General features: G+C 58.7%; 18 protein-coding genes. 17 read left to right on the top strand and 1 reads right to left on the bottom strand.

The annotated features are described in order from the left end of the window. Positions 1-50 precede the first annotated feature (50 nt). From IVB42_RS32060 to IVB42_RS31985, 16 genes are all read left to right on the top strand, one after another. The gene (locus tag IVB42_RS32060) at positions 51-1,733 is read left to right on the top strand and encodes a methyl-accepting chemotaxis protein (RefSeq protein ID WP_247471793.1); all 1,683 of its coding nucleotides are present in this window, start codon (positions 51-53) and stop codon (positions 1,731-1,733) included. 165 nt (positions 1,734-1,898) lie between these two features. Further along, positions 1,899-2,291, top strand: a complete 393-nt coding sequence (locus IVB42_RS32055) for a tautomerase family protein (protein ID WP_247369519.1) — start codon at positions 1,899-1,901, stop codon at positions 2,289-2,291. 375 nt (positions 2,292-2,666) lie between these two features. After that, a complete protein-coding gene (locus IVB42_RS32050) occupies positions 2,667-2,954 on the top strand; it encodes a hypothetical protein (protein ID WP_247369516.1) in 288 nt (95 codons plus the stop codon). 1,176 nt (positions 2,955-4,130) lie between these two features. After that, positions 4,131-5,465, top strand: a complete 1,335-nt coding sequence (locus IVB42_RS32045) for an NtaA/DmoA family FMN-dependent monooxygenase (RefSeq protein WP_247369513.1) — start codon at positions 4,131-4,133, stop codon at positions 5,463-5,465. Positions 5,466-5,512: 47 nt separating this feature from the next. Beyond that, positions 5,513-7,216: an ABC transporter substrate-binding protein gene (locus IVB42_RS32040; RefSeq protein ID WP_247471790.1), complete on the top strand. Its 1,704-nt coding sequence runs from the start codon at positions 5,513-5,515 to the stop codon at positions 7,214-7,216. Further along, on the top strand, positions 7,213-8,169 hold the full coding sequence (locus tag IVB42_RS32035) for an ABC transporter permease (protein ID WP_247369509.1): 957 nt from the start codon (positions 7,213-7,215) through the stop codon (positions 8,167-8,169). Before IVB42_RS32040 ends, IVB42_RS32035 begins: the two co-directional genes overlap by 4 nt. A gap of 89 nt (positions 8,170-8,258) precedes the next feature. After that, a complete protein-coding gene (locus tag IVB42_RS32030; RefSeq protein WP_247471787.1) occupies positions 8,259-9,038 on the top strand; it encodes an ABC transporter permease in 780 nt (259 codons plus the stop codon). Position 9,039: 1 nt separating this feature from the next. Next, the gene (locus IVB42_RS32025; RefSeq protein WP_247371507.1) at positions 9,040-10,758 is read left to right on the top strand and encodes an ABC transporter ATP-binding protein; all 1,719 of its coding nucleotides are present in this window, start codon (positions 9,040-9,042) and stop codon (positions 10,756-10,758) included. Positions 10,759-11,527: 769 nt separating this feature from the next. Further along, positions 11,528-12,913 (top strand): sugar ABC transporter substrate-binding protein, encoded by a 1,386-nt coding sequence (locus IVB42_RS32020; protein ID WP_247471784.1) that lies wholly within the window; start codon positions 11,528-11,530, stop codon positions 12,911-12,913. A gap of 82 nt (positions 12,914-12,995) precedes the next feature. Next, positions 12,996-13,931, top strand: coding sequence for a sugar ABC transporter permease (locus tag IVB42_RS32015; RefSeq protein WP_247369499.1), 936 nt, complete (start codon positions 12,996-12,998; stop codon positions 13,929-13,931). 10 nt (positions 13,932-13,941) lie between these two features. Next, positions 13,942-14,802, top strand: coding sequence for a carbohydrate ABC transporter permease (locus IVB42_RS32010; protein ID WP_247369497.1), 861 nt, complete (start codon positions 13,942-13,944; stop codon positions 14,800-14,802). Continuing rightward, complete coding sequence (locus tag IVB42_RS32005; protein WP_247369495.1) at positions 14,799-15,740, top strand: ribokinase; 942 nt, start codon at positions 14,799-14,801, stop codon at positions 15,738-15,740. Before IVB42_RS32010 ends, IVB42_RS32005 begins: the two co-directional genes overlap by 4 nt. Further along, positions 15,737-16,507, top strand: coding sequence for an SDR family oxidoreductase (locus IVB42_RS32000; protein WP_026233437.1), 771 nt, complete (start codon positions 15,737-15,739; stop codon positions 16,505-16,507). Before IVB42_RS32005 ends, IVB42_RS32000 begins: the two co-directional genes overlap by 4 nt. Before the next feature lie 28 nt (positions 16,508-16,535). Continuing rightward, positions 16,536-17,327, top strand: a complete 792-nt coding sequence (locus tag IVB42_RS31995; protein WP_247371504.1) for an HAD-IIA family hydrolase — start codon at positions 16,536-16,538, stop codon at positions 17,325-17,327. Further along, positions 17,327-18,439, top strand: a complete 1,113-nt coding sequence (gene ugpC / locus IVB42_RS31990; protein ID WP_247337842.1) for a sn-glycerol-3-phosphate ABC transporter ATP-binding protein UgpC — start codon at positions 17,327-17,329, stop codon at positions 18,437-18,439. The genes IVB42_RS31995 and ugpC overlap by 1 nt, the downstream gene beginning before the upstream one ends. A gap of 33 nt (positions 18,440-18,472) precedes the next feature. Further along, on the top strand, positions 18,473-20,248 hold the full coding sequence (locus IVB42_RS31985) for a phosphoenolpyruvate hydrolase family protein (RefSeq protein ID WP_247360778.1): 1,776 nt from the start codon (positions 18,473-18,475) through the stop codon (positions 20,246-20,248). Here IVB42_RS31985 and IVB42_RS31980 read toward each other — a convergent pair. Then, the gene (locus IVB42_RS31980; RefSeq protein ID WP_247371500.1) at positions 20,223-20,897 is read right to left on the bottom strand and encodes a hypothetical protein; all 675 of its coding nucleotides are present in this window, start codon (positions 20,895-20,897) and stop codon (positions 20,223-20,225) included. The two genes, IVB42_RS31985 and IVB42_RS31980, sit on opposite strands and share 26 nt — an antisense overlap. A gap of 1,079 nt (positions 20,898-21,976) precedes the next feature. Here IVB42_RS31980 and IVB42_RS31975 point away from each other — a divergent pair. Continuing rightward, positions 21,977-23,128: a glycoside hydrolase family 88 protein gene (locus IVB42_RS31975; RefSeq protein ID WP_247471781.1), complete on the top strand. Its 1,152-nt coding sequence runs from the start codon at positions 21,977-21,979 to the stop codon at positions 23,126-23,128. Positions 23,129-23,135: the final 7 nt, after the last annotated feature.

The raw sequence follows: 23,135 nt of genomic DNA, 5'->3' as shown, positions 1-23,135 counted from the left end.
CGATAGATGAGGCGGAGTGATGGTCGGACTCAGCGTGTTGAGGATTTTTCATGCCTGCCAAGTTCAAGATTTCTTCCAGGCTGATGTTGATGGTGGTTCTCTCTGTTCTAGGTATTGCATCCGTGGCCGGGGTCGGCTTGTCGGCCCTCAAGAGCAGCCTGCTCGAGGACCGAAAAGACAAGCTTCAGCAGCTCGTCCTGCTGGCGAAGCAGGTGCTTGAATTGGACTACCAGGGATCCCGAGCGGCAGGGCTCTCCGATGCGCAGGCCTTGGAACGGAGCAAGCAACTGCTTCAATCATTGCGTTTCGGCAAGGACGACTATTTCTATGCCCTCGACATGGATTCCGTACTGGTCGCGCATCCCAATCCCAAGTTTCAGAACAAGAGCATGAAGGACACCTCGGATGCCAACGGTGTCTTTTTCTCCCGGCTGCAAGTCGATCTTGTGAAGTCCGGCGGATCCGGCTTTGTCGCCTTTAGCTTTCCCCGTGCCGGCGTCGGCGACCCACTTCCCAAGATCGCCTATGTCGTGGGGTTCAAGCCCTATGACTGGGCAGTCGCGGGCGGCATCTATCTGGACGACGTAGACGCGATATTCATGGCAGAAGCAAAGCGCATTGGCCTTCTCATCCTTATAGCCCTTGCGCTTGTCGTGGCCACGTCAATTCTTCTCAGCCGCAGTATCACGCGGCCGATCGCCAGTCTCACGCGGGCGATGCGAAAGCTCGCCAGTGGCGATACAAGATCGGCGATTCCTGCGCTCTCGCGTGCGGATGAAGTGGGAGAGATGGCGACGACCGTCAAAGTGTTTCAGGACGCCATGATAGAGACCGCTCGCCTTCGCCAGGAACAGGACGAGATGAAATTGATGGCCGAGACGGAAAAACGGGGCCTCCTGGGCAAGCTGGCCGACGAGTTCGCACAAGGTGTAAGCACGTCACTCGATGCCCTCTTTCACTCGGCTTCCGCTATGAGGACGACGTCCCAAGGCATGTCGGAGACGGCGAGATCTGCCAGCCGCCAGTCCGGAGTGGTTGCGACTGCTGCAGAAGAGGCCAGCTCAAGCGTGCAGTCGGTCGCGTCGGCCACTGAGCAGCTCTCGGCCTCGATCGCCGAGATAGGCAATCAGGTGGCGCGTTCGACCAAGGTCGCCGGAGGCGCCGTTGAAGAGGCGCAACGGACTAATATCACAATTCAAGGTCTTGTAGCCGCGACATCAAAGATCGGAGACGTGGTTCAGTTAATAACTGCGATCGCAAGCCAGACGAACCTGCTGGCGCTAAATGCAACCATTGAGGCCGCCCGTGCCGGCGAGGCGGGAAGGGGGTTTGCCGTCGTGGCAAGCGAGGTGAAGTCGCTCGCAGGGCAGACCGCACGTGCAACGGAGGAGATCTCGACCCAAGTCAACGGCATGCGGGGCGCCATGAGCGAGGCTGTCCAAGCAATCGAGGGCGTGAGCGGCACGATATCCTCGATCAACGAGATCGCAATTGCGATTGCATCCGCCGTAGAGCAACAGGGTGTCGCGACGCGCGAAATCGCACGCAGCATCCAGCAGGTCGCGCAAGGCACCGAAGACGTATCGCGCAACATCGTCGGGGTGAGCGAGGCGTCTGCCCAGACCGGGGTGGCTGCGGCTGATGTGCTTGCGGCTGCAGGTGGGCTGAACCACCAGTCCACTTTGCTGAAAGCGGATGTCGATCGCTTCCTGGCAAGTGTTCGGGCCGCGTGAGTTGGCGTGCTCCGTCGTCCATCTTAAAAATAGATGACCGTCATCTTGAATGATGATGTCGATCTCGGCAGAGAAAACATACAACGAGTATTGCAGCTTTTCATTGCTCGGTCCACCTTGGTTGCCGGCCGCAGCTTTGTTAGTTGAGCCTCCAGGAGCATCGCCATGCCATTTTTGCGGTTCGATTTGATCGAGGGACGAAGTGACGCGGAGATCCAACGGCTTTTGGATGTCACTCACGAAGTTCTGGTCGAAACGCTCCACGTGCCGCCCCGCGATCGCTATCAGGTGGTGCATCAGCACCCCAAATCCAGCCTCGTCGCGCTTGACACAGGTCTTGATATCAATCGGACCGATAAATTGGTCATGCTGCAGTTGACGAGCCGACCGCGCGACAAGGCGTCCAAATTGGAGTTTTACCGCGTCCTCGCCGAGAGGCTGTCGTCGTCCTGTGGAGTAGCGTCAACTGACCTCATGATAAGTTTCGTGATCAATGCGGATGAGGATTGGTCATTCGGCATGGGACGAGCGCAGTTCGTCACCGGCGAGTTACACTAGGCCTGGAGCAAGTTTGCCTCAGTGTTAATGCAGGGAACGGAACCCGTCCGCCCGCCCGCACCGAGCAGAGACGCCTGCCTCGCCCATAAACGGAAACGCGTTGTCCCGTTCGACTGACATAAGCGACTCGGGGCCGGAATTGCCGCTTGGCTGCGGATTTCCTTCCCCAGAAGGCCAACACGATTTCTCTAACGCTCTGGTCGCGGACTTTGCCCGCACAAGCGGGGCTACGTTCTTGAGCCGCATCAGGTCAATACGATCTCACTTCAATGCCGCGGCGGGCTCTAGACATTCGACAAGAACCGTAGCCTCAATTGGTTACAGACTATCGCTTCTACGATCCCTTCATTCAGTCGCGCAGCAGAGACCGTTGCAATGACCCTCCTTGCTTTCCCAAAACCAGGTTGGCAGGCGTACAATTCCGCCGCTGAACACCTTCGCGGATTAGGTGCCCCTCTGGCGCAATTCGATTTTGCTCGGGTTCGCACCCCCGCAGAAATGTCGGTCTCATTAGCGGTGCTGGAAGCAACCAATTGCTGCATCGGGGCCATTGTGCGCGACCTTGATGGTGCGTCCGCAGCTGGACCGATCATCGAGCTGTCGCGGGATCTGTCGCATTCTATTCAGGATGCACGCGACAAGTTCGCTTCGAGCGGGCTTTAAATACCATTACCCGTCAGGAGCTGCTTACGAATGAACAGCAGCGGTGGATCAGTCAGGTCGGTGTCCCAGAAGCGCAGCGCAACCCAGGTGGCTGAGCCGACGGCATCTCCGGCGAAGTCGTCAGCATCCTGCCTCGATCAGAAAGGTCGTGAGCAACGTTGGCAACTATGTGACGTCGGCAGCCCGCGGCAATCGACAAGTAAAGCGCCGAGCCGAGAACTGTCGACCAGCCCGCAGCGGCGTCGCTGCTGGGTTCGCGGAGCGCCTTATCTCAGCTCCCGCTGGATCGGTCCGGTATCGCGAGACATGCGAGCGCAGGCTTGGCCAGGAGGCAAAGACACTTGCTCAAGAAGCTTGATCTCGCGCGCCCAAGTCGATCACTAACCGATGAGCTTGACACGCTTTGACAGTCACACCACAGAGGCACGCGAGGCCACTAAAACTCATGCTGGCGGTGCTGGGCTGAGAGCGCTGCCCGCGCGCAACGAGGGTGCCCGGCAAGCGGTGGGGCTGTGTCCGTCGCCGATCGGCCTGAAAGTTCTTCTATCCTATCGAGGGATACTCGAGGACCCCCGTCGCTGACACCGAGCGCGCGCCCCGAACGACGATGCTCCAAGAGACACATCAGATTTGCAATCACTCGCCTCGGCGTGACTTTGGGATCGCGCTCAGAAACTGCGACAACCAGACTGCACGCGCACAAATCCTGCAAGCTCGAAGACAACGAGGCTGTCGTAGAAGAGTATGCCAGCGCGCGGTAGCAGATTGAAATACGCAACTATTGCGTTTGATGTCCCGTCGCTTGATTCTCTCGCGATCGAAGGCCGCTGGTGTCGGCCGTGGAGTTGTCATGACAGCGGCTTTGGTCATCGCGCGAGTTGCACGCATTGTAAGGCTCACCAGCAGAGTTTCGGGCAAGTACAATACACAATGTCCCCCGGCCAACCGTCGCTCGAGCGAATTCGTCAGAGGTCCAGCTGGTTCGCGCTTGGTCAAGTGTTCGGGCTCCTTGAGCGCGCGGGTTGCTTCACCTGATCCGCTAATCTCGACCGGCGGCCTCGCCGCGTCCTCGGATGCCGCTCGTTCTCTGCGCGAGCGCGCAAGAAGCAGCCAGATAGCGTAGCCGAGCCAACACACCCCTTGAACTGCGCATGCCATCCCGCGCCTGGAGAATTCATGTCTTCTGCAATCCGAACGCTTCATCTTGGGCTTAATCTTCACGGCGCGGGCGGACACGCCGCAGCATGGCGTTGGCCGAGCACCAATCCGAGCGCTTTCTTTGACATCGAGCATTATCTTCGGGCAGCGAAGGTGGCCGAGCGCGGCTTGCTCGACGCGGTGTTTCTTGCAGATACCCCGGCAATATCTTGGGATATTACCCGCCGACCGCCACTCAACGGGCTTGAACCTACGCTTGTTCTCACGGTAATCGCACGTGAGACGAAACACATCGGACTGATTGCAACCGCATCGACGACGTACAATGAGCCGTACAACCTGGCGCGTCGTTTCCAATCACTTGATGTCATTAGCGGCGGCCGCGCCGCCTGGAATGCTGTCACGACCTCCAGCCCCGCGACGGTCGGCAATTTCGGTGGGCGCGAGCTCGGTCGCGAGGAGCGCTACAAGCGCGCCGAAGACTTCGTCGAAACGGTCCGTGGGCTATGGCTGAGCTGGGGAGATGGAACAATCGTCGGGGATCAGACATCTGGAATCTACGCCAATCCCCACTTTCGACTGCTCGACCCCAACACCAATATCTTTAGCGTCCGCGGTCCGCTCACGCACCCCGGTTCGCGACAAGTGCACCCGATCATTGTTCAAGCGGGAGGCTCGGACGACGGATTGCGGCTTGCCGCGCGCAGCGCCGATCTGGTGTTCGCTGCTGCAGGCGACCTGGAGACAGCGCTGCGCGAGGCCGGACGCCTGCGTGCGCTGTCGCATCAACTCGGCCGGCGGACGGCGCCGATCATACTGCCGGGCCTGGTCACCTTCGTTGGCGGCACGGAAGAGGAGGCGTATCGCCGCAAGAGAGCGATCGACGAATTACTCGATCTGCCCAGCGCGCTCGTCGCTTTGGCGCGAGGCATCAATGTGGCGCCCGAAAAGCTCAGCCTTGACAAACCCATTCCCGAGGAACTGCTGCCCGATCCGAATGATGTCCCATTTTCGGTCGGTCATCACCGCACCATCGAAAGCTTGGCACGCCAAGGCCGGACAGTTAGGGAGATCATAAGCAGCGTTCAAGGTTTCGGCCATCGCGTGATCGCGGGCGCACCGGAACAGATCGCCGATTCGATCGAGGCATGGTACCGCGCCGGCGCAGTTGATGGCTTCAACATCATCCCAGATGTGTTGGAGGATGGTGCGCCCGCCTTCATCGATCATGTCGTTCCAATACTGCAGCGCCGCGGACTGTTTCGCACCGAGTATCGGGAAGAAAGCTTGCGTGACCGTTTTGGCCTTGCGCTCCCAGGGGGCGTTCCGTCGCAAGAGCGGGCGACGGCCTGATCGCCCGTCTGCCTCGCGGTTTCACTATCAATAGCTTGGGGTTCGATATGTCTCTGTCCGACACACAATCATCTGCGCTTCTCGCGGGCCAGCCACACGCTTACAGAAAGCAAAAGGCAGCAGCCATTGCAATAACGCTCTCCACGCTCTCGCAGATCGCCTATGCGCCCAGCACTTTTGCTCAGGACGGTTCGAGCGACAGTACGAGGCGCGGCGGCATTATTCGATATGGCCACTTTCAGGAGCCGCCTTGCTTGTTCGGAGGATGGGTCCAGCAGTGGTATCTACAGCGGCAATATAGCGACAATCTAGTCGCCCGGACGAAGGACGGGGAGATTGTGCCATGGCTGGCTACATCATGGACCATCTCCGACGACAAGAAAGTGTACACGTTTCAGATCAAGCCGAACGTGAAATTCACCGACGGGACACCGCTCGATGCACAGGCAGTCGCCGACAACATCAATGGCTGGCTCAGCACCAATCCGGACCTCCGCAATCCGACGGCCGCTCCTTACCTCAGCGACAACTTTGAATCGGCAGCGGCAATCGCGCCCGCGACACTTCGACTAACGCTAAAGGCGCCGTTCCAGCCGTTGCTCAATGTTCTGGCCCAGTCGTCCCAGGGCATTCTGTCGCCAACGGCGCTCAAGCGTGGACTTGCGGTGAACTGCGAGAACCCGGTCGGATCGGGTCCATTCATCGTCCAGAAGTGGAATCGGGGAAAAGAGGTTATATTCCGCCGCAATCCCGACTACAACTCCGCGCCGGCAACAGCCAAGCACCAGGGACCGGCTTACGTTGACGGGATCCAGTGGAAGTTCTTCCCCGATCAGACCGTTCGGTATGGCTCTCTGCTAACCAGGGAATCTGATGCAGCTTACGACGTTCCAGCCGTCGCTTGGAAAGATGCGAACTCGCGCTTCACTGTCTTGCGGCACATTACGGGTGGCACGCCCCTGCGCTTGGCGTTGTATACGGCTCGCTCGCCTTTTGACGATCTGCTCGTTCGCCAGGCGTTTGCCTATGCCGCCGACCGAAAAGCCGCGGTCGAGTCCTCGTTCCTGGGCTCCTTGCCGTTTGAAGGCAATGGCGCGCTAAGCCAAAGCTCGCCCGAATATATTAGCGAGCTTGCCCCGTCATACAGGTATGACGTCGGCAAAGCCAATCAGCTCCTGGATCAGGCGGGTTGGACCGAGCGTGACAGCAGGGGCGTTCGCCTCAAGCATGGCAAGCCGCTCGTCGTACGCATCTCCTATTCGAGTTCGTTCTTGAAGCCCGACGGTGAGCAGGCCGTGCAGGTGATCCAACAGCAGGCAAAGGCTGCCGGCTTCGACGTGCGGCTTCAGCCAACGAACCAGGCCGATTTCTTCGCCGGGAAAAATCTCGGTCCGAACGATTACGAGGTCGTCCTTCTCTACTGGGTTGCTCCCGGCGCTGAAATCTTCCGCATCTCCTGGAAGCCTGACCTTAATGGTGAGCTCAATCGCTTCAATCCCTCACGCTACCAGGACCGGGCACTGTGGGACATTATTCAGAAGGCCGAAAAACACTTCGACAATGCTGAGCGAACCTCGCTCTATCAGGAAGCAGAGCGCAAGATCGTCGCTGACGCTCCTGTCGTGGGGTTCGCAGTCCTGGACGTCACTCTAGCTGTGCAAGCACATCTAAAGGACATTTGGCTCGACCGCGGCTCCGTCGGCGAGCCGGTCTTCTATGATAGCTATTTCGACAAGAAATCCGCCCCGTGAAAGTCGCAGCCTGCAGACGGGCCGTGTGGTTCGCACATCGCATCCTGTCCGCCGCAGCGACCGTATGGGCTGCGGCAACATTCACCTTCCTTGTCCAATGTCTGCTGCCAGGTGACCGCGCCCAGATCATTCTCAACGTCGTCAGCGGCAATGTAGGGGCGGCCCCTCGACAAGAGCTTGCGGCAATCAACGCAAAATATGGCTTCGACCAGCCGATTTTCTTGCAATACGCGAAATACATTTCCGGGATTTTGCAGGGGGACCTTGGCCAATCCTACCACCAGCACCGGCCAGTGACAGCCATCATTGCCGAACAGATTGGGCCAACCGTCCTCCTTGCGGTCGCCGCGCTCTTAACCGCGTGGGTGATCACTATTCTGACCACAGTTTTTGCAGCCGGGAGAGATAATTTCTGGGCAAAGCTGCTGAGCGGGATGCAGGTTCTGTTGGCGACCGTGCCGCCTTACTGGCTAGCCACCATCCTGCTCGTCGTCTTTGCCGTACAGCTTCGCATCTTTCCTGTGGTGGGAGGAAATTCGGCGATCGGCCTCATTCTTCCGACCCTGGCGCTGGCGTTGGAACTGTCTGGGCTCTTCGGGCAAGTCGTTACGAGTGAGTTCACGCGTTTGCTCGAGTTGCCCTTTGTAACTTCGGCGCGAACGCGAGGCATGGGCGATCTCGGTGTGCGGTTTCGTCATGTCCTGCGCCATGCAGCTTTGCCAGCAATCACCTTGTCAGGCTGGGCGTTCGGTAAGCTTCTGTCCGGTGCCGTTTTAATTGAGGCCGTCTTTGCCCGACAGGGACTTGGCGGCGTCCTGGTCGCCGCTACAGCCACGCGCGACGTTCCCGTCGTCTCCGGCGTCATTCTGGTCTCCGCTGGCCTGTTTGTCATTGTCAGCGTGACCGTCGATTTCGCCTACAGTATCGTTGACCCAAGGATCAAATTGGCATGACTTGCTCTGCCGCGCTACCAGACGTCCTCAAATCTCGCTATTGGAGGGAAGCACTTTCAACGGCACAGGCAATTCCTTTGCGGGTTTGCTTGGCCATAACCATCGTTACGTTCTTCTTAACAGCGGCGGCCGCGCCCTGGCTGCTACAGACCCATGATCCGCTGGCGATTGACCTGACGTCCTCAGTACAGGCCCCGTCGCCCAGCCACTGGCTGGGGACTGATCAGTCCGGTCGCGATTTATACTCCCGCATTGTTGAAGGGGCAGGGCAGTCCCTGACCATCGGTCTTGGCGCGACCGCGTTGAGCGTGTCAATTGCACTCGTTCTGGGGTTCGCCGCCGGTCTTTGCGGCGGAGCCATCGATCATGTTCTCAGCCGTTTGCTCGACGCACTTTTCGCGCTACCGGTGCTTTTCCTTGCGCTTCTGTTCGTGGCCGTTTTCGGCACGACTGTGCTGACGTTGGTCATCGCGGTCGGGATCGGAACAACCCCGGGTTATGCCCGGATGATCAGGGGGCAGGTCCTGTCTGTTAAGGGCGCAGGATATGTGGAGGCAGCCAAGGCGCTTGGACACCCGTATTGGCGTATCGTGCGAAGGCACATCCTCCCCAATGCCATGAACCCGTTGACCGCGATGATCACGCTTGGCGTCGGCCAAGCCATCATCTGGGCATCGGGCGTTGCGTTTCTGGGACTCGGTGTTCCCCCTCCAGCCCCTGAATGGGGGGCGCTCCTGAATGCTGGCCGCAACTACGTGATCTATGCGTGGTGGCTCGAGATCATGCCGGGTCTGGCAGTGGTGATCTTTGCTCTCAGCGTGACGGTGATCGGACGTTATCTGCAGAACCGCCTCGAAGGAAAGGGCTGACATGTTGCATGTTCTTCCCCCCCAGCCTCCTCAGCCAAGTCTTCTCAACGTAGATTCGCTGCGCGTGTCATTCGGACGCGACAATCCAAACGGCACGGCCGTGCGTGGCGTGTCGTTCTCGCTTCGATCGGGGCGTTGCCTCGCGATCGTCGGCGAATCCGGCTCGGGCAAGAGCGTAACCGCGCGCGCTCTCGTCGGGCTTGCGGGCCATGGGGCACATGTTCATGCGCACGAGATGAACTTCACAGGGACAGACCTGACTGACCTCAATGAACGTTCATGGCGGCTCATCCGGGGCAAGAAGATCGGCTTCGTGCTGCAGGACGCCCTTCTCTCGCTCGATCCACTCCGTCAGGTCGGCAGAGAAATCGGCGAGGGCCTCCTTCTCCATCGTGCTGTCCACTCCCGTGAGGAACTCAAACGCCGCGTGGTTGAGCTGCTCGAACTCGTTGGGGTTCCTGAGCCTGAGATCAAAGCCCGGCAGCTGCCGCATCAATTGTCCGGTGGCCAACGCCAGCGAGCCCTCATTGCGTCGGCGCTCGCACTCGATCCAGACCTCTTGATCGCCGATGAGCCAACCACCGCGCTCGACGTGACCGTGCAGGCACAGGTGCTGGCGCTGCTGGAGGAAACCAAGGCACGGGGCAAGGCTCTGATCCTGATCAGCCATGACCTGGCGGTGGTCTCGCGCATGGCGGATGATGTTCTGGTCATGCGCGAAGGCGAGGTCGTCGAGCGTGGACCAGCTGCGCAGATCTTCGGCGACCCGCAACACGATTACACCTCGCAGCTCCTGAACGCGGTACCCTCGGGACGTCCCCGCGGCTCCCGTTTGTCGTCCACGGCGATTGCACGCCTACCCAAGTCTCTGAGCCCGCTGCAACAACCACACTCGCCTAAATCCACTGCAATCATCCTCAGTGCGACCAATCTTGTGAAGCGATTCAACGGCCCTGATGGCGTCCCGCGGACGGTGGTTGACGGCGTATCCTTCGAGCTTCGGTCAGGCGAAACGCTGGGCCTTGTGGGGGAATCAGGATCAGGTAAATCCACCACAGCCCGCCTGGCGATGGCTCTGGATACTCCCGACGAGGGAGCCGTTCTGTTCCAGGGAGAGGCGTGGAGCGAAATCGCCGAACGCAAGCGTAGGGCGCGACGCCGCTCGATCTCCGTGATCTATCAAGATCCGCTCAGCTCCTTTGATCCACGCTGGACCGTCGGCCGCATCATATCTGACAGCCTCCTTGATGTGGACACCGGGTCGGAGCGTCGCCTGCGCATTATTGAGCTGCTCGAGTCGGTGGGCCTATCGCCAGCATTCCTGGATCGCCGGCCGCTGGAGCTCTCGGGCGGCCAGCGCCAACGCGTCGCGATCGCGCGTGCGATCGCGCCAAAGCCAGCCGTGATCGTCTGCGATGAACCGGTTTCCGCTCTGGATGTCTCGATCCAGGCGCAGGTGCTCGACCTGCTCGGGGATCTCAAGGCGCAGCTCGGTATGAGCTATCTCTTCATCTCGCACGATCTCGGCGTGATTCGCCATCTCAGCGACCGGGTCATGGTCATGCGCCATGGACGCGTCGTCGAGAGTGGCGATACGGATGAGGTTTTCCTCAATCCACGGGCGGACTATACCAAGCGTCTGATTGCTGCGGTACCTCGCCTCGTCCGACCTGTCGCAAGCGATCGCTCGTCTAGCCTCGTCAGCGGAGAGGTCGCATGAATGCGCCAGTACTTTCGGTTAGGTTTAGCGTGGATCGAGGACCAATATACTGCCCGCCGAGACCGATGTCCCGCCAATCCCATCGGGGCTGCCGATACCTCTTGCCCGCAAACGGATCGGAGGATCCGTCTCAACCAATAGACGAGACCGCTCCTGATATGGTCGAGCCGGCTCATTGAAGGCGAGTATGCGCGCGGTCCAAGCCGCACAAGCTTCTCTAGAGTCTATGTTGCTTGCTGATTGCCGCCATGCACGACGATCTCTCCGGGAATCTCACGACTTCTCCACCTGTGACGGGATGGAGTAGGTGCAGATTCATTTGAGCGCTTTCTCCTGACAGGATTGCCGTGCAGGGGGGCGACCGCTTCAACGCGAATATTGCTGCGCCCATATCTCTTGGCTGCACTAACGCCCATCACATCGCCGCTTGGATCGCGCTCCAGAAGCCGTATATCGTATACGGCAACGGAGCACCGATCGCGATGCTCGCCCTGTGCGCCTTAGTGCTGTTCGTCTCGAACTGGGGTACAAACGCAGCCATCACAGCGCTCGCCAGGCTGTTGTCGTCAACCGGGGCCCATTCCAAACTCCGCTTCTTCCAATCGATACTTCCCAATCGCCCGATTTTTTGACTTACCCAACCTTACCCAATCCGAGCCTCAAAGGCCGCTTTCGTTAGATGCGCGAAGATTAGCCTCGGCAACGCCGCGGCCGCTTGAAGAGGAGGGGGCGCGTGGTTTGCGGGCCAAAGAGCCCATCGGAGGGAATCATGCCAAGGACGCTCGCCGCTTTGCGCGGCCATACGGCTAGTTTTGCACAAAAAGCTCTCATCTGCTCCACCCTTTTGGCCGGAACGGCCATGGCGTTTTCCCAAGCTAAGGCGGAGGACATCAACTGGCGCCAGTTCGAAGGCACGTCGATCGTCTGGGCCTACGACATTCATCCGTATGCCGACGCGGTCGCGGCCCAGTTGCCGGAATTCGAGAAACTCACCGGCATCAAGGTGACGCCCGAACTGTATCCCGACGATGCCTATTGGAATAAGCTGACCATCCAGCTCAGTACAAAATCCCGCAGCTGGGACGTGGTGGGTACGGGCATTCAACCGGCCTGGGATCTCGCACCGGGCCAGTTGCTCGAGCCGCTCGATCGTTATCTGAACGACGCTAAGCTCACGGCAGCGGGCTACGACTACAAGGATTTCTTCCCTGCATTGCGGGATGCGCTGACCTGGAAAGTCAAGGAAGGCCAAATCGAGCCAGGAAGCGGGCAGGTGTGGGCGATCCCGCATGGCTTTGAGAACATCCAGCTGTTCTACCGTAAGGACATACTTGAAAAATACGGCATTGGGGTCCCAACGACTCCGCCAGAGATGTCCGCCGCCTGCGAAAAGCTGAAGGCTGCGGATTCCGCCATCACCCCTTTGGGCGTGCGCGGCGTGCGCTTTTGGAGCAGCATCCACACAGCTGCCATCTCGATTGCCAGGTCCTATGGCGTGCATGATTTCGTCGTCCAGGACGGCAAGTTGGAGACAGGGCTGGATTCGCCCGAGTCGATCGCCTTCCACAAAGACTATGTGGACATGATCAAGAAATGCGCGGCGCCGTCCTTTGCCAATGACAACTGGTACCAGGTCGTTGATGGCATCAATTCAGGGCGCACCGCGATGGCGATTGATTCTAATATGTTCGGGTTTTGGAACGACGTGGCTGGCAAGCCCGCGTCCGGCAAAATCGCGTTCGCACCCCCATTGCACGCACCGACTAGCAAGAACTTCGAGTCGAATATCTGGATCTGGTCGCTTGCGATGAACGCTGCGTCCCAGAAAAAAGGAGCCGCCTGGCTGTTCATCCAATGGGCGACATCGAAGCAAGTCGAGCTGAACGGCGCCATCGCCGGCAAGCTCGTCAACTCTCCGCGCGCCTCGACCTGGAGCGACAAGGCCTGGCTCGACTATGCGGCAAAGCCAGAGTTCAACAATTTCGTAGACACGTTTAAAACCGTGCAGGAACGGGCGCAACTCGCCTTCACAGCCCGCGTAGGCTTTGCCGAAGCAATGAACGCATGGGCCGTAGCCATGCAGAAAATGGTCAACGGAGCCGACGTGAAGGCGACGCTGGCCGCCCTTGCCTCGGAAATCCGTTCGTCAATGTGAAACAAATGGGGCGGCGAGCTCATCGCCGCCCCATGCATTTTAGAGATAGACCGAGATGGACCTTCGAGGATCCGACGGGCTCGTGACGCTGCAGTCTTCAGCCAGCCCACTTGTTGCGTCAAACGATAAGGCGGTCACGCGCGCCGAGCAGTCGCATCTTGACTGGTGGAGCATCGCAGCCATAGCGCCAGCGATCACCATATTGCTCGGCTTTCTTTTTCTGTTCTTCTATGGCGTCTTTCAGTCGCTGACGGATCTCAAGTTCGGTCGGCCGCTGGTCCACTTCGTCGGCCTCAACAACTATGCAGCGCTGATCAAGTCGGATGATTTCTGGAACAGCATTCGGGCCACTCTTGTCTACGCCGGATCGGCGGTGGTTGCGGAGGCTGCCTTCGGTCTTGCACTTGCAAAATTGTTCGCGACAGAAGTCATCGTTGCACGGCTGATGCGGCCGGTCATCCTCTTGCCCCTCGTGCTGCCTCCGATGAGCGTAGCGCTCATGTGGACGACGATGATGGACCCGCAAAGCGGGATCCTTAACTATCTGCTCTCGCTTGCAGGAATCGCCCGTTTTGCATGGATTTCAGATCCCAACACCGCAATGTTCTCGCTCGTCCTGATTGACGTCTGGACCTACACGCCATTCTTTGCGCTGATCATTTTCGCAGGCCTTCAGGGTATCAATGAAGAAGTGAGGGAGGCCGCGCGTGTCAATGGCGCAAAGGGGTGGGCAACCTTTGTGCATATCGAGTTGCCGCTGATCGCTCCCTACATTCTGATCGCGGCTGTGTTTCGGCTGATCGAATCGCTCAATCAGTTCGACATCATCTTTGGCACTACGCAAGGCGGGCCTGGAGATAGCACCTCCGTTCTTTCCGTGCGCGCCTACATTGTCGCATTCCAGAATCTCGCCTTCGGGCGTGGTGCAGCCCTCATGGTCGTCAACTGGATGATCGTGCTGGTGGGAACGTTCGCCATGGTCAAGCTGTGGCGCGTCGTGCGGCAGCGCGTCAGCTGAGGGCCAACGTATGCGACTGAGACGCGCCACCTCCGTCAATTTGATCCTCAACCTGCTCGTCGGCATTTGCGCATTGATCCTGGCCTTCCCGCTTGTCTGGATCGTGATGATGTCGCTCAAGCAGCAGGCAGAGGTCATGACCTGGCCGCCGACCTTCCTGTTCTCGCCGACATTGGAAAACTTTCGCGTCTTGTTTGACGTCGCCCAAGCCGGAGCAACCAGCTACGGCACTATCAAGATCGATTTCCTGACCCCGATCACGAACAGCGTTGTCATAGCGCTTGGCTCTGTCATCGTGTCCCTGCTCGTGGGGGTCCCTGCCGGCTACGTGCTGGCAAGACGGGACATACCCCTCAAAGAAGACATTGCCTTCTTCATTCTGGGGTTCCGCTTTGCCCCGGTCCTACTGGTCGTCATCCCCCTGTTCAGCGTTTTCCAAACGATTGGCCTGTATGACACCTATATCGGCATGATCTGGGTCTACCAGGTCGTCACACTGCCGATGATCGTTTGGCTGAGCCGCTCCTATATCGAAGATATCCCAAAGGACATCGAAGAGGCGGCTGCCATGGATGGCGCCAAGCCGGTCAGGGTCGTGTTGCATATCGTGCTGCCGCTTTTGAAACCTGGTCTGATTGGGGCCTCTCTGCTCATCTTCCTGCTCGCGTGGCACAATTTTGCCCTCGGCCTGATCCTCTCTTCGACCAAGGCGCCGGTAACCGTCGCTCTGCTCAAGCTGCTAAACCCGGGCGTGCAATTCTATCCCGTCATGGCGGCAGGATTGGTCGTGACGATGATCATTCCCGTGATCCTGATCGTCATCGGCCAGCGCCACCTGGAGCGTGGCCTTACCTTTGGTGCTGTAAAATGAGTGCCAGGCCGTTGATGTTCTTCGGAACGACAAACCTCGATCTCTGCTTCAATGTCGAGCGGCTGCCAACGCCAGGTGAAAGCCTGATGGGAACGCTGACCCGTCACCCGGGAGGGAAAGGCGCCAATCAGGCTGTCGCCGCGGCTCGGCTTGGCTTGAGACCGCACTTTTACACGCGCCTTGGCGATGATGATGCGGGTCATTGGCTCCTGCAGTCCCTGACAGAGGCCGGCGTTTGCGCCGACGCGATCAAAATCGCGCCGGGCGAAGTCTCCGGCTCGGCTCTGGTCATGGTCGGTGACGACGGCACTAACATGATTGTCATAGATCCCGGCGCCAACCTAAACGTCACGCCACAGATGATTGAGAACGCCGCGGAATTCATTCAGCACAATGCGATCGTGGTCGCCGAAATGGGTATGCCGATCGGAGCGCTCAACAGGCTCTTCGAGCTGAAGCAGGACAAGGGCTTCGAGCTGATCTTCAATCCGGCGCCAGTGAGGTCCGGGCTTCCGTCGACAGCGTGGAGCTGTGTCGATTTCGTCACACCGAACCAGACAGAGGCTTTTGAGCTGACAGGTATCGAGGTCGACGACTTTGAAGGTGCCGCCCATGCTGCGTCCAAGCTTCTTGATCTCGGGCCAGGTGCCGCGCTGATCACCCTCGGGGCACAGGGCGCCTATTATGCTGATAACACCCGCTCTTTTGCCCTGCGAGCCTTTCCCGTGAGAGCGGTCGATACTACCGCCGCAGGCGATGCCTTCAACGGAGCATTCGCCGCATCACTGGCCGAACGGCTGCCCTTGAGAGAAGCGGTCAGGAAAGCGCTGGCGGTAGCCGCGCTCTGTGTGACTAGACGCGGCGCGCAAAGCTCCATGCCGAGCGCCGAGACCGTTGACGAGTTTCTGAAATCCCAAACGATCCTGGAGTTGGAATGACCGAACAGTTCTCAGTTTCAAACAGAACGGTGCTCGTGACCGGTGCCGGGGGCGGCATCGGGTCTGCCATCGTGAATGCGTTTCGATCTGGTGGAGCGAATGTCCTTGCCACCGATGCCAACCTGGAAACTCTCAGGAGCACTCTGGCAAGCCTGCCCCATGGCAACGGCGTACTACCGATGGCGATGGATGTCGCAAGCGAGGACGATGTTAACAGGGTTCTGGACGCGGTCGCCAAGCACTTTGGCCGGCTCGATGTGCTGGTTAACAATGCGGGCGTCAAATCTGCCCAACCGCTCCTGAATGGCGATGCGGACAAAATCGAGCGGACCATCCAGATCAACTCGGTCGCGGTCCTGCGCTGCTCAAAGCTCGCGATCGAGCGCTTCATGAAGGACAAAGGGGGCCGGATCGTCAATATCGGATCCTCGCTATCGTCCCAAGGTGCAGTCTTTAACTACCAGGCGGGCGGCGCCGACTATTGTTTGTCGAAAGCAATTGTTCACGACCTCACCAAGCTGCTCGCCTATGAATGTGCCCCACACAAGATCAATGTGAATGCCATTGCGCCCGGGATCATCGATACACCGATGCACGGGCGCCCGCGCGAGGAAACCGAGGCACGTCACGGGGGCCGTATCCCGCTCGGACGGGTCGGCGTGCCGGAGGATATCGCAGGTCTTGCTGTTTTTCTTGCAAGTCCTGCAGCTTCCTACATGACCGGGCAGATCGTACACGTGAATGGCGGGATGCTGATGAATGGCTAGTGTCGCTTCTCCCCCCATTTGGCCGCCAGTGGACGGTATCATTTCGGATCTCGACGGCGTCGTCTACCGCGGCAACGCGGCTATCGTCGATTCCGTGGAGGCATTTGGACGGTGGCAGGCAGCCGGATTGCCCATCTGCTTCGTGACGAACAACTCGACGCACACGCCAGCAGATGTCGTCAGAAAACTGGAAGGCCTTGGGCTTGTTATTGCGCCGAAGGACGTGGTCACCAGCGCCATCACCGCCGCCGAGCTCATCCGCGCTACATACCCGAAGTTTGGGCGTATATTCGTCATCGGCGCGCCATCCCTTACGAAAGCCATGACAGACGCGGGGCTCGAGGTGACGGATCGAAAGCCCGACGCCGTGGTCATGGGGCTCGATCGACAAATTACGCATGAGAAGCTGCGGATTGCGGTCGACGCGATCCTAAATGGAGCAGCCTTTATTGGCACCAACCCCGACCTCCTGTTGCCGACGGCAGGTGGATTCGAGCCCGGGGCAGGAGCTACGATCGCCGCCGTGGCTGCCGCCACGAAAGTGGAGCCTTTGATTGTTGGTAAGCCGGAGCCGCATATGATCGAGACTGCACTTTCCCGCCTGGGCACGGTACGCAGCGCCACCTTGATGATCGGAGACCAGATTCAGACTGATATTCAGGCTGGCAAGAGAGCAGGGCTTCCGACCGTGCTGGTCACGACCGGCGTGCCGCCCCGAGATGATCCCTCACTGGTATCGCCCGATTTCATCGTGTCCAGCCTGTCTGAGGTTGGGATAGCCCGAGCCACCATTGGAAGCCAGCGACCGAGGAGAGCGTGATGGCCGATGTTCGCCTGGAAGGTATCAATAAGGCCTATGGGACGATCCAAATCCTGCGGAATGTCGACCTGATCATTGAACATGGCGAATTCGTCGTGTTCGTTGGACCATCGGGTTCAGGCAAGTCGACACTGCTCCGAATGATCGGAGGGCTCGAGCGTATCAGCGGCGGGCGGCTCTTGATCGACAATGAAGTCGTCAATGACGTTGATGCCGCCGACCGAAACATCGGCATGGTGTTTCAGAGCTACGCACTCTATCCGCACATGACCGTGCGCGAGAACCTTGCCTTCCCCCTGCGTATGGCCAAAGTTCCGAAGGCCGGGATTAAGGCCAGGGTCACCGAGACTGCATCACTCTTGCAGATCGGTCATCTGCTGGAACGCAAGCCTCGGCAACTTTCAGGCGGACAAAGGCAGCGCGTCGCTATTGGGCGTGCCATTGTACGCGAACCCAAAGTGTTCCTGTTCGACGAGCCGCTGTCGAATCTCGATACTGAGTTGCGGGTGCAGATGCGGGTGCAGATTGCCAAGTTACACAAGCAGCTTGGCAACACCATGATCTACGTGACCCACGATCAGGTTGAGGCAATGACAATGGCCGACAAGATCGTCGTACTCAAGGACGGCAATATCGAGCAAGTGGGCAGTCCGCACGACCTCTATCACAATCCGGCATCTCGCTTTGTCGCCGGGTTCATCGGATCGCCTAAGATGAATTTTCTCAGCGGCCACATCGAATCAGCGCACGCGACGGGCATGGGCGTCAAGCTCGATGCAGGCGCGACAATCCTCGTTCCCGTCCAGCCGAACCAATCGCTTGTCGGCAAGCCGATCACGGTCGGAATTCGCCCCGATGATTTCTCTCCATCCGCGGCGGAGAAGACCGATATTGGGATCGAGATCGACGTCGATTTCGTCGAGCATCTTGGCAGCGTCACCTACATCTACGGCAATGCTGGCAGAGAATCGATGGTTGCCAAGGCACCGAACGCGGCGGCGCCCAGTAGGTCCGGCAAGGTTCGTCTTGCGGCTTCGCCGGCGGACTGCCACCTCTTCATGATGAACGGAAATGCGCTGCGACGGTTGCATGCGCCGGCAAATTGGAGCTAGCCTTCCGACCTGCCCTGCAGGAGGCGGGACGGCATGCACACGCGGGTGGACCAGGTCAAGGGCGGCGGGATCAGGCGGTTCTTCCGGAACTCTCGTTCTTTTGTACTCGGGGCGGGGATCGGATCAGGCATGGCCGCCAGAGCTGCCGAACGGGCGGGCGCGGATTTCGTGCTTGCGCTCAATGCCGGCCGGTTTCGCGCAATGGGTGGCTCTTCACCTGCCTCAATTCTTCCGATCCGCAACAGCAACGAATTCGTGGCTGGCTTCGGCCGGACCGAGATCCTGCCTTCAACGAAATTGCCAGTCTTTTTCGGGGCCTGTACCTTCGATCCAAAGCTCGACATCGACCGCTTTCTCGAGCGCATCATCAGGTGGGGCTTTTCCGGGGTCACCAACTTTCCTTCCGTGATCCACATCGATGACTACAGAAGATCTCTGCTGGAAAAGTCTGGCCTTGGCTACGAGCGGGAAATCGAACTCCTGGTCAAAGCTGCACAACACGGCCTGATGGCAATCGGCTATACGCGCACCCAGCCCGAGGCAAGGCGCATGGTCGAAGCCGGCGTCGAGGCCATCTGCATCAATTTCAATCTCAACCGGCCGATCGAAAGCGGATGCGACCCCACGATCAGCCTGTCCGAGCTCGCCGCGCGCACAAGCGCTGTTGCTCGCGTCGCTCAATCCATCGACAGGAACACGATCTGCCTGATGGGGGGCGGGCCAATTACGAAGCCTGACGAACTCCTCGATATCTGCCGCGAAACAGGTGTTCAGGGCTTCATCGGCGGCTCGTCGCTCGACCGCGTCCCGTTGGAAATGTCGGTCCTTGAGGTGACTTCAGGCTTCAAGACCATTCACTTGTTGCGGGAGAAGGTCGATCTTCTCGAGCGTCAGCTCCAATTGAGCGGGTTCAGGCACGGTGTGATCGCGCAATCCTCAATCATGAAGCGCGTGCTCGAGACTGCAAGGCGCTTGGCAGGCCATCCCAGTCCTGTGCTGGTGTGGGGCGAGGCGGGGTCAGGAAAGCGACGAATAGCCAGTCTGGTCCACGCCTTCAGCGACAAGAAACTGACCAAGCCGGCGCTGTTTCAATGTCGGCCCGGTCCAGCCATCGATACGGTCGGCGTCCTGTTCGGCGCCGGGCAGACTGAGACCAGGCGACGCCAAGTGTCGCTCCTGGAAACCGCAACGGATTCTACGATCCTGCTCATGCATGTCGATCAATTGTCGCGGGACGGGCAAGAGCGTCTTGCCGACTATCTGGAAACCGGCAGTTTCACGCCGCTGAATAGCGTAGCACTGGCACGTTCCTCTGCACGGATCATTGCAACTGCAACCGTTGCTCGCGGGGGGGCTCTTAACGCTGTACTATGCCCTCGGCTTGTTGCGCTGTTTGCCGGGCTGGATATTGGGTTACCCCCGCTGCCCGATCGTCTCGAGGACCTTCCGCAGCTTGTTCAGCATTTCACGGTCGAGGCTAAAGGAGATTCGAACGCCCAGACGCTCGGTATAGAAAATTCTGCGTTCTTGGCGCTCGCAGGCCACAACTGGCCGGGCAATTTGAGAGAATTACGCCAGATCGTGAATCAGCTGGTGACGTTGCAACAAACGCACATTACGGCTGATGTCCTGAGGCCACTTTTGACGGCGTCATCACCTCTGAAGCCGACAAGCGCGTTCTCCGAACGCGAGTGGATCATCGAGGGCTTGAAACGAAACAAGCTGCATCGAGGGAAGACTGCCCGGTATCTGGGGCTTTCAAGAAAAACTCTGTACAACAAGATCAAGGGGCTGAGGATCTTGGAGTAGCAGTTGCCCTCTTGTTTTTGCCCAACGGCCGCCTTGAAGCTGTCACGTCCAAGAGCGCGAACTTTGGGATCGACGACCCCTGTTGGTCAAGCCTGGCCAATTCCATCTCGTCGCAAATCCTCAGCGCGAGAGCCGTTTCCGGCAAGTAGACAATGCCATGGAGATGCGGACCAAGACGTCTCTCTGCCGATATCATTGCAGCATCATCGGCAGCGGCGAACAAGATCTTAAACCCCAGGCTAGCAAACCATTCCATGCGCCGAAGTTCGAGCTCCTGGCCGGAATCGACCGGTTCGCCAGCCGCAGATCGCTCAATCATGGACGCTGGTGGGAAATTTACTACTCCGCTGACCCCAGCTTTTTTCAACGCTTCGGCAACGTCCTCCCAACACGCGAACGGATCGATCATCATGATGGCCGCGTACGTGTGGGCGCGCGTTATCTCGGAAACGTTTTGCAAGCCGCGCAGCAGACAGTCATTCCAATCGATAATAGGCAAGGTAGCCATCACGAGTATGGAGCCCTTCGGAAGGCTGCGCAAAGATGGTGCGTAGATTTCCAACGACGCACCTTTACGGCCGACGGGCAGAAGACTGGCAAGTTTCCCGATGCCTGTCACTTTCAACGCATTATACCCGATTTTACTCATCGTATCATTCGCCGATCTTACACGTGATTTGAACCCGGTCTACATGTGAGCGCACGCCGGATCCGCTGGCAGACCGGGCTTGTCTGCTTCCTCCCTCGACTTAAGCCGCTGTTGGAGAAGTCCAGCAGCGGCCTCTTTTTCAGGTTCCGGGCCAGTGAGGGCATGCGATGCCACCCATTCCGTCAGAAGCTTTCCGAGCAGGCGTGCTTTTTTGAACTGCGGGGGACCATCTTCGAAGCACTCGCAGGAGTGTGGCTCCATCCGGTCCTTCCGCGGACATACTAATCAGATTGCAGGTAAAAGCAGGTCGGCATTCTGCGTGCGACACCCGATAAGTCTGTACGGCGCGGCGATCTCCTCCTAGTCGAAGTCCTCGATCCCGGACACCAAGGGCGGCGGGAGAAGCACGCAGACTTTCTTGGTGCATAAGATAGAACTTGTTCATCTTGGCTATGACCTGCGAGAATGTTCGTCTCGAAGGATCTACTGAAGCTGGTCTCTCACGTCGGCCGAGGCGCTCGCAGGCTCAACGCATCTGCTGGTCTTCGTTCCAATGCTCGTTGATATCTGCTCAGCCTCCACGCGCGTCAGTCTCGGAAGGGTGATCTTCGGCATGTCCGGCCTCCTCTTAGGCACGACAGAGGGTTGTACCAATTTTAGAGCTCTTGCCGGGTGGCGCCGCCCGATCTTCGTACATTCCGACCGCGAAGGGTCCGGCCAGATCGTAGCCGAAACTTGTTGGACGTTGCGTTAGCCTTGTGAGGACGAATTCGCGCGGCTCCTGCAGGGGAACGTTCGCAGTATTCGAGGCCGATGCCCGTTGCGACTCGGACCGATAGCCAGTCGCGACTGGCCATGTGAGCGCCGTTTAGGACAGATCGAGACCGTCGCACCAATCGTGACCCGACGAGCAATTTGGCAAGCAAGTGCGGGCTAGTCGGGCGACGATAAGAGGGCAATGCCCCGATGTCAACCAAGAGAGCTGAACCAATCCGCAATTGATATATCTCAATAATCATGCAACCCTTGCCATGTGTATGGAGTGGCCAAGCGCCCGATAACGGCAACAAGGACGTGAGATGACTAGGAACTGGGATGAAGCGATCGAGCGCATCAAAGATCGCATTCGTTCGACAGCGCAGCAGGTTGGCGATAGTTTCCCGCATTGGGCCCATCCAAATACCGGAATCTGGAAAACGACAGCTCATGGTGATTGGACCGGCGGCTACTGGCTCGGAATGTTGTGGCTTGCGTCGCGAGACGAGGCGGGCGAGCGCTACAAGCATTTGGCTGACGCAGTCTGTAAGCGTCTCGTATCCCGCGTAAATGCCGACACAGCCTTCAAGGCTGCGACGTTCTACTACGGTGCGGGCCTGGGGGCGCTGCTCGGAGGAAGCAAGTCAGCGCGAGAGTTGGGTCTCGCAGCGGCAAGAGACATCAAACATCGATTCGACCCCAAGCTGGGTTTGGTGCCGCTCGGCGCAAATGCCGAAGAAGGATCACATGTTGGAGCGACCGCAAGCAGCATCGATAGCTTGGTGGTATCTCTGCTGCTCTTTTGGGCTGCAAGGGAGTCGAACGACAGCCAAATGCTGGACGTCGCCGCCAAACATACAGCCCGGGTTCTCTCAATCCATCAACGAGAAGATGGTGCCTTCGTTCAATCCTCTTCCCTCGACGTGCAGAGTGGCGAAGTGCTTCAACGCTATACGCACAAGGGATACAGCGAAAGCAGCGTTTGGGCGAGGGCGCAGGCATGGGGCGTGCTGGGTTCGACCATCAGTTGCCTCTCGGGAGGCATCGACGAGCGCTTCCTTGCTGCCGCAGTCAAGGGTGCGGATTGGTGGATTGATCACGTGCCAGCCGACGGCATTTCTTTCTGGGACTTCAACGATCCTGCGGCCCCGAATACTGAACGAGACACAGCCGCGAGCGCCTTCATGGCGTCTACTCTGTTCAAGCTGAGTTCGGTCGCGCCCTGTGAAGGCAAGCGTCAAAAATACAAAGATGCTGCGGAAAAGACGGCCGCCGCTCTCGTCGATGGCTATCTCACCCCGTTGGGAGACGATGACAACAGACCCGCCGGCATGTTGGTCGAGGGCTGCTTCAACAAACGGGAAGATTCTCGGCCCGAGGACTACGTCAAAAATGCCGAGCTTATCTTCGGTAGCTATTATTTGTTTGAGGCGCTGCTGATGCTCAGCGGCCGCCTGCAGCCCTCTGAGGTGTAAGGAACGC

This window comes from Bradyrhizobium sp. 45 (genome assembly GCF_023073155.1).
Classification (GTDB): Bacteria; Pseudomonadota; Alphaproteobacteria; order Rhizobiales; family Xanthobacteraceae; genus Bradyrhizobium; species Bradyrhizobium canariense_D.
The sequence above is the reverse complement of the archived record's forward strand: the minus strand, read 5'-3'. Positions and strand labels throughout refer to the sequence as shown.

Excerpts from the sequence above, each read along its gene's own strand:
- IVB42_RS32020 (WP_247471784.1), top strand. The coding sequence starts at position 11,528 with ATGCCAAGGACGCTCGCCGCTTTGCGCGGCCATACGGCTAGTTTTGCA.
- IVB42_RS32025 (WP_247371507.1), top strand. The coding sequence starts at position 9,040 with ATGTTGCATGTTCTTCCCCCCCAGCCTCCTCAGCCAAGTCTTCTCAAC.
- IVB42_RS31980 (WP_247371500.1), bottom strand. The coding sequence starts at position 20,897 with ATGAGTAAAATCGGGTATAATGCGTTGAAAGTGACAGGCATCGGGAAA.
- IVB42_RS31975 (WP_247471781.1), top strand. The coding sequence starts at position 21,977 with ATGACTAGGAACTGGGATGAAGCGATCGAGCGCATCAAAGATCGCATT.
- IVB42_RS32060 (WP_247471793.1), top strand. The coding sequence starts at position 51 with ATGCCTGCCAAGTTCAAGATTTCTTCCAGGCTGATGTTGATGGTGGTT.
- ugpC (WP_247337842.1), top strand. The coding sequence starts at position 17,327 with ATGGCCGATGTTCGCCTGGAAGGTATCAATAAGGCCTATGGGACGATC.
- IVB42_RS32010 (WP_247369497.1), top strand. The coding sequence starts at position 13,942 with ATGCGACTGAGACGCGCCACCTCCGTCAATTTGATCCTCAACCTGCTC.
- IVB42_RS32045 (WP_247369513.1), top strand. The coding sequence starts at position 4,131 with ATGTCTTCTGCAATCCGAACGCTTCATCTTGGGCTTAATCTTCACGGC.
- IVB42_RS32005 (WP_247369495.1), top strand. The coding sequence starts at position 14,799 with ATGAGTGCCAGGCCGTTGATGTTCTTCGGAACGACAAACCTCGATCTC.
- IVB42_RS31985 (WP_247360778.1), top strand. The coding sequence starts at position 18,473 with ATGCACACGCGGGTGGACCAGGTCAAGGGCGGCGGGATCAGGCGGTTC.
- IVB42_RS32050 (WP_247369516.1), top strand. The coding sequence starts at position 2,667 with ATGACCCTCCTTGCTTTCCCAAAACCAGGTTGGCAGGCGTACAATTCC.
- IVB42_RS32055 (WP_247369519.1), top strand. The coding sequence starts at position 1,899 with ATGCCATTTTTGCGGTTCGATTTGATCGAGGGACGAAGTGACGCGGAG.
- IVB42_RS32000 (WP_026233437.1), top strand. The coding sequence starts at position 15,737 with ATGACCGAACAGTTCTCAGTTTCAAACAGAACGGTGCTCGTGACCGGT.
- IVB42_RS32040 (WP_247471790.1), top strand. The coding sequence starts at position 5,513 with ATGTCTCTGTCCGACACACAATCATCTGCGCTTCTCGCGGGCCAGCCA.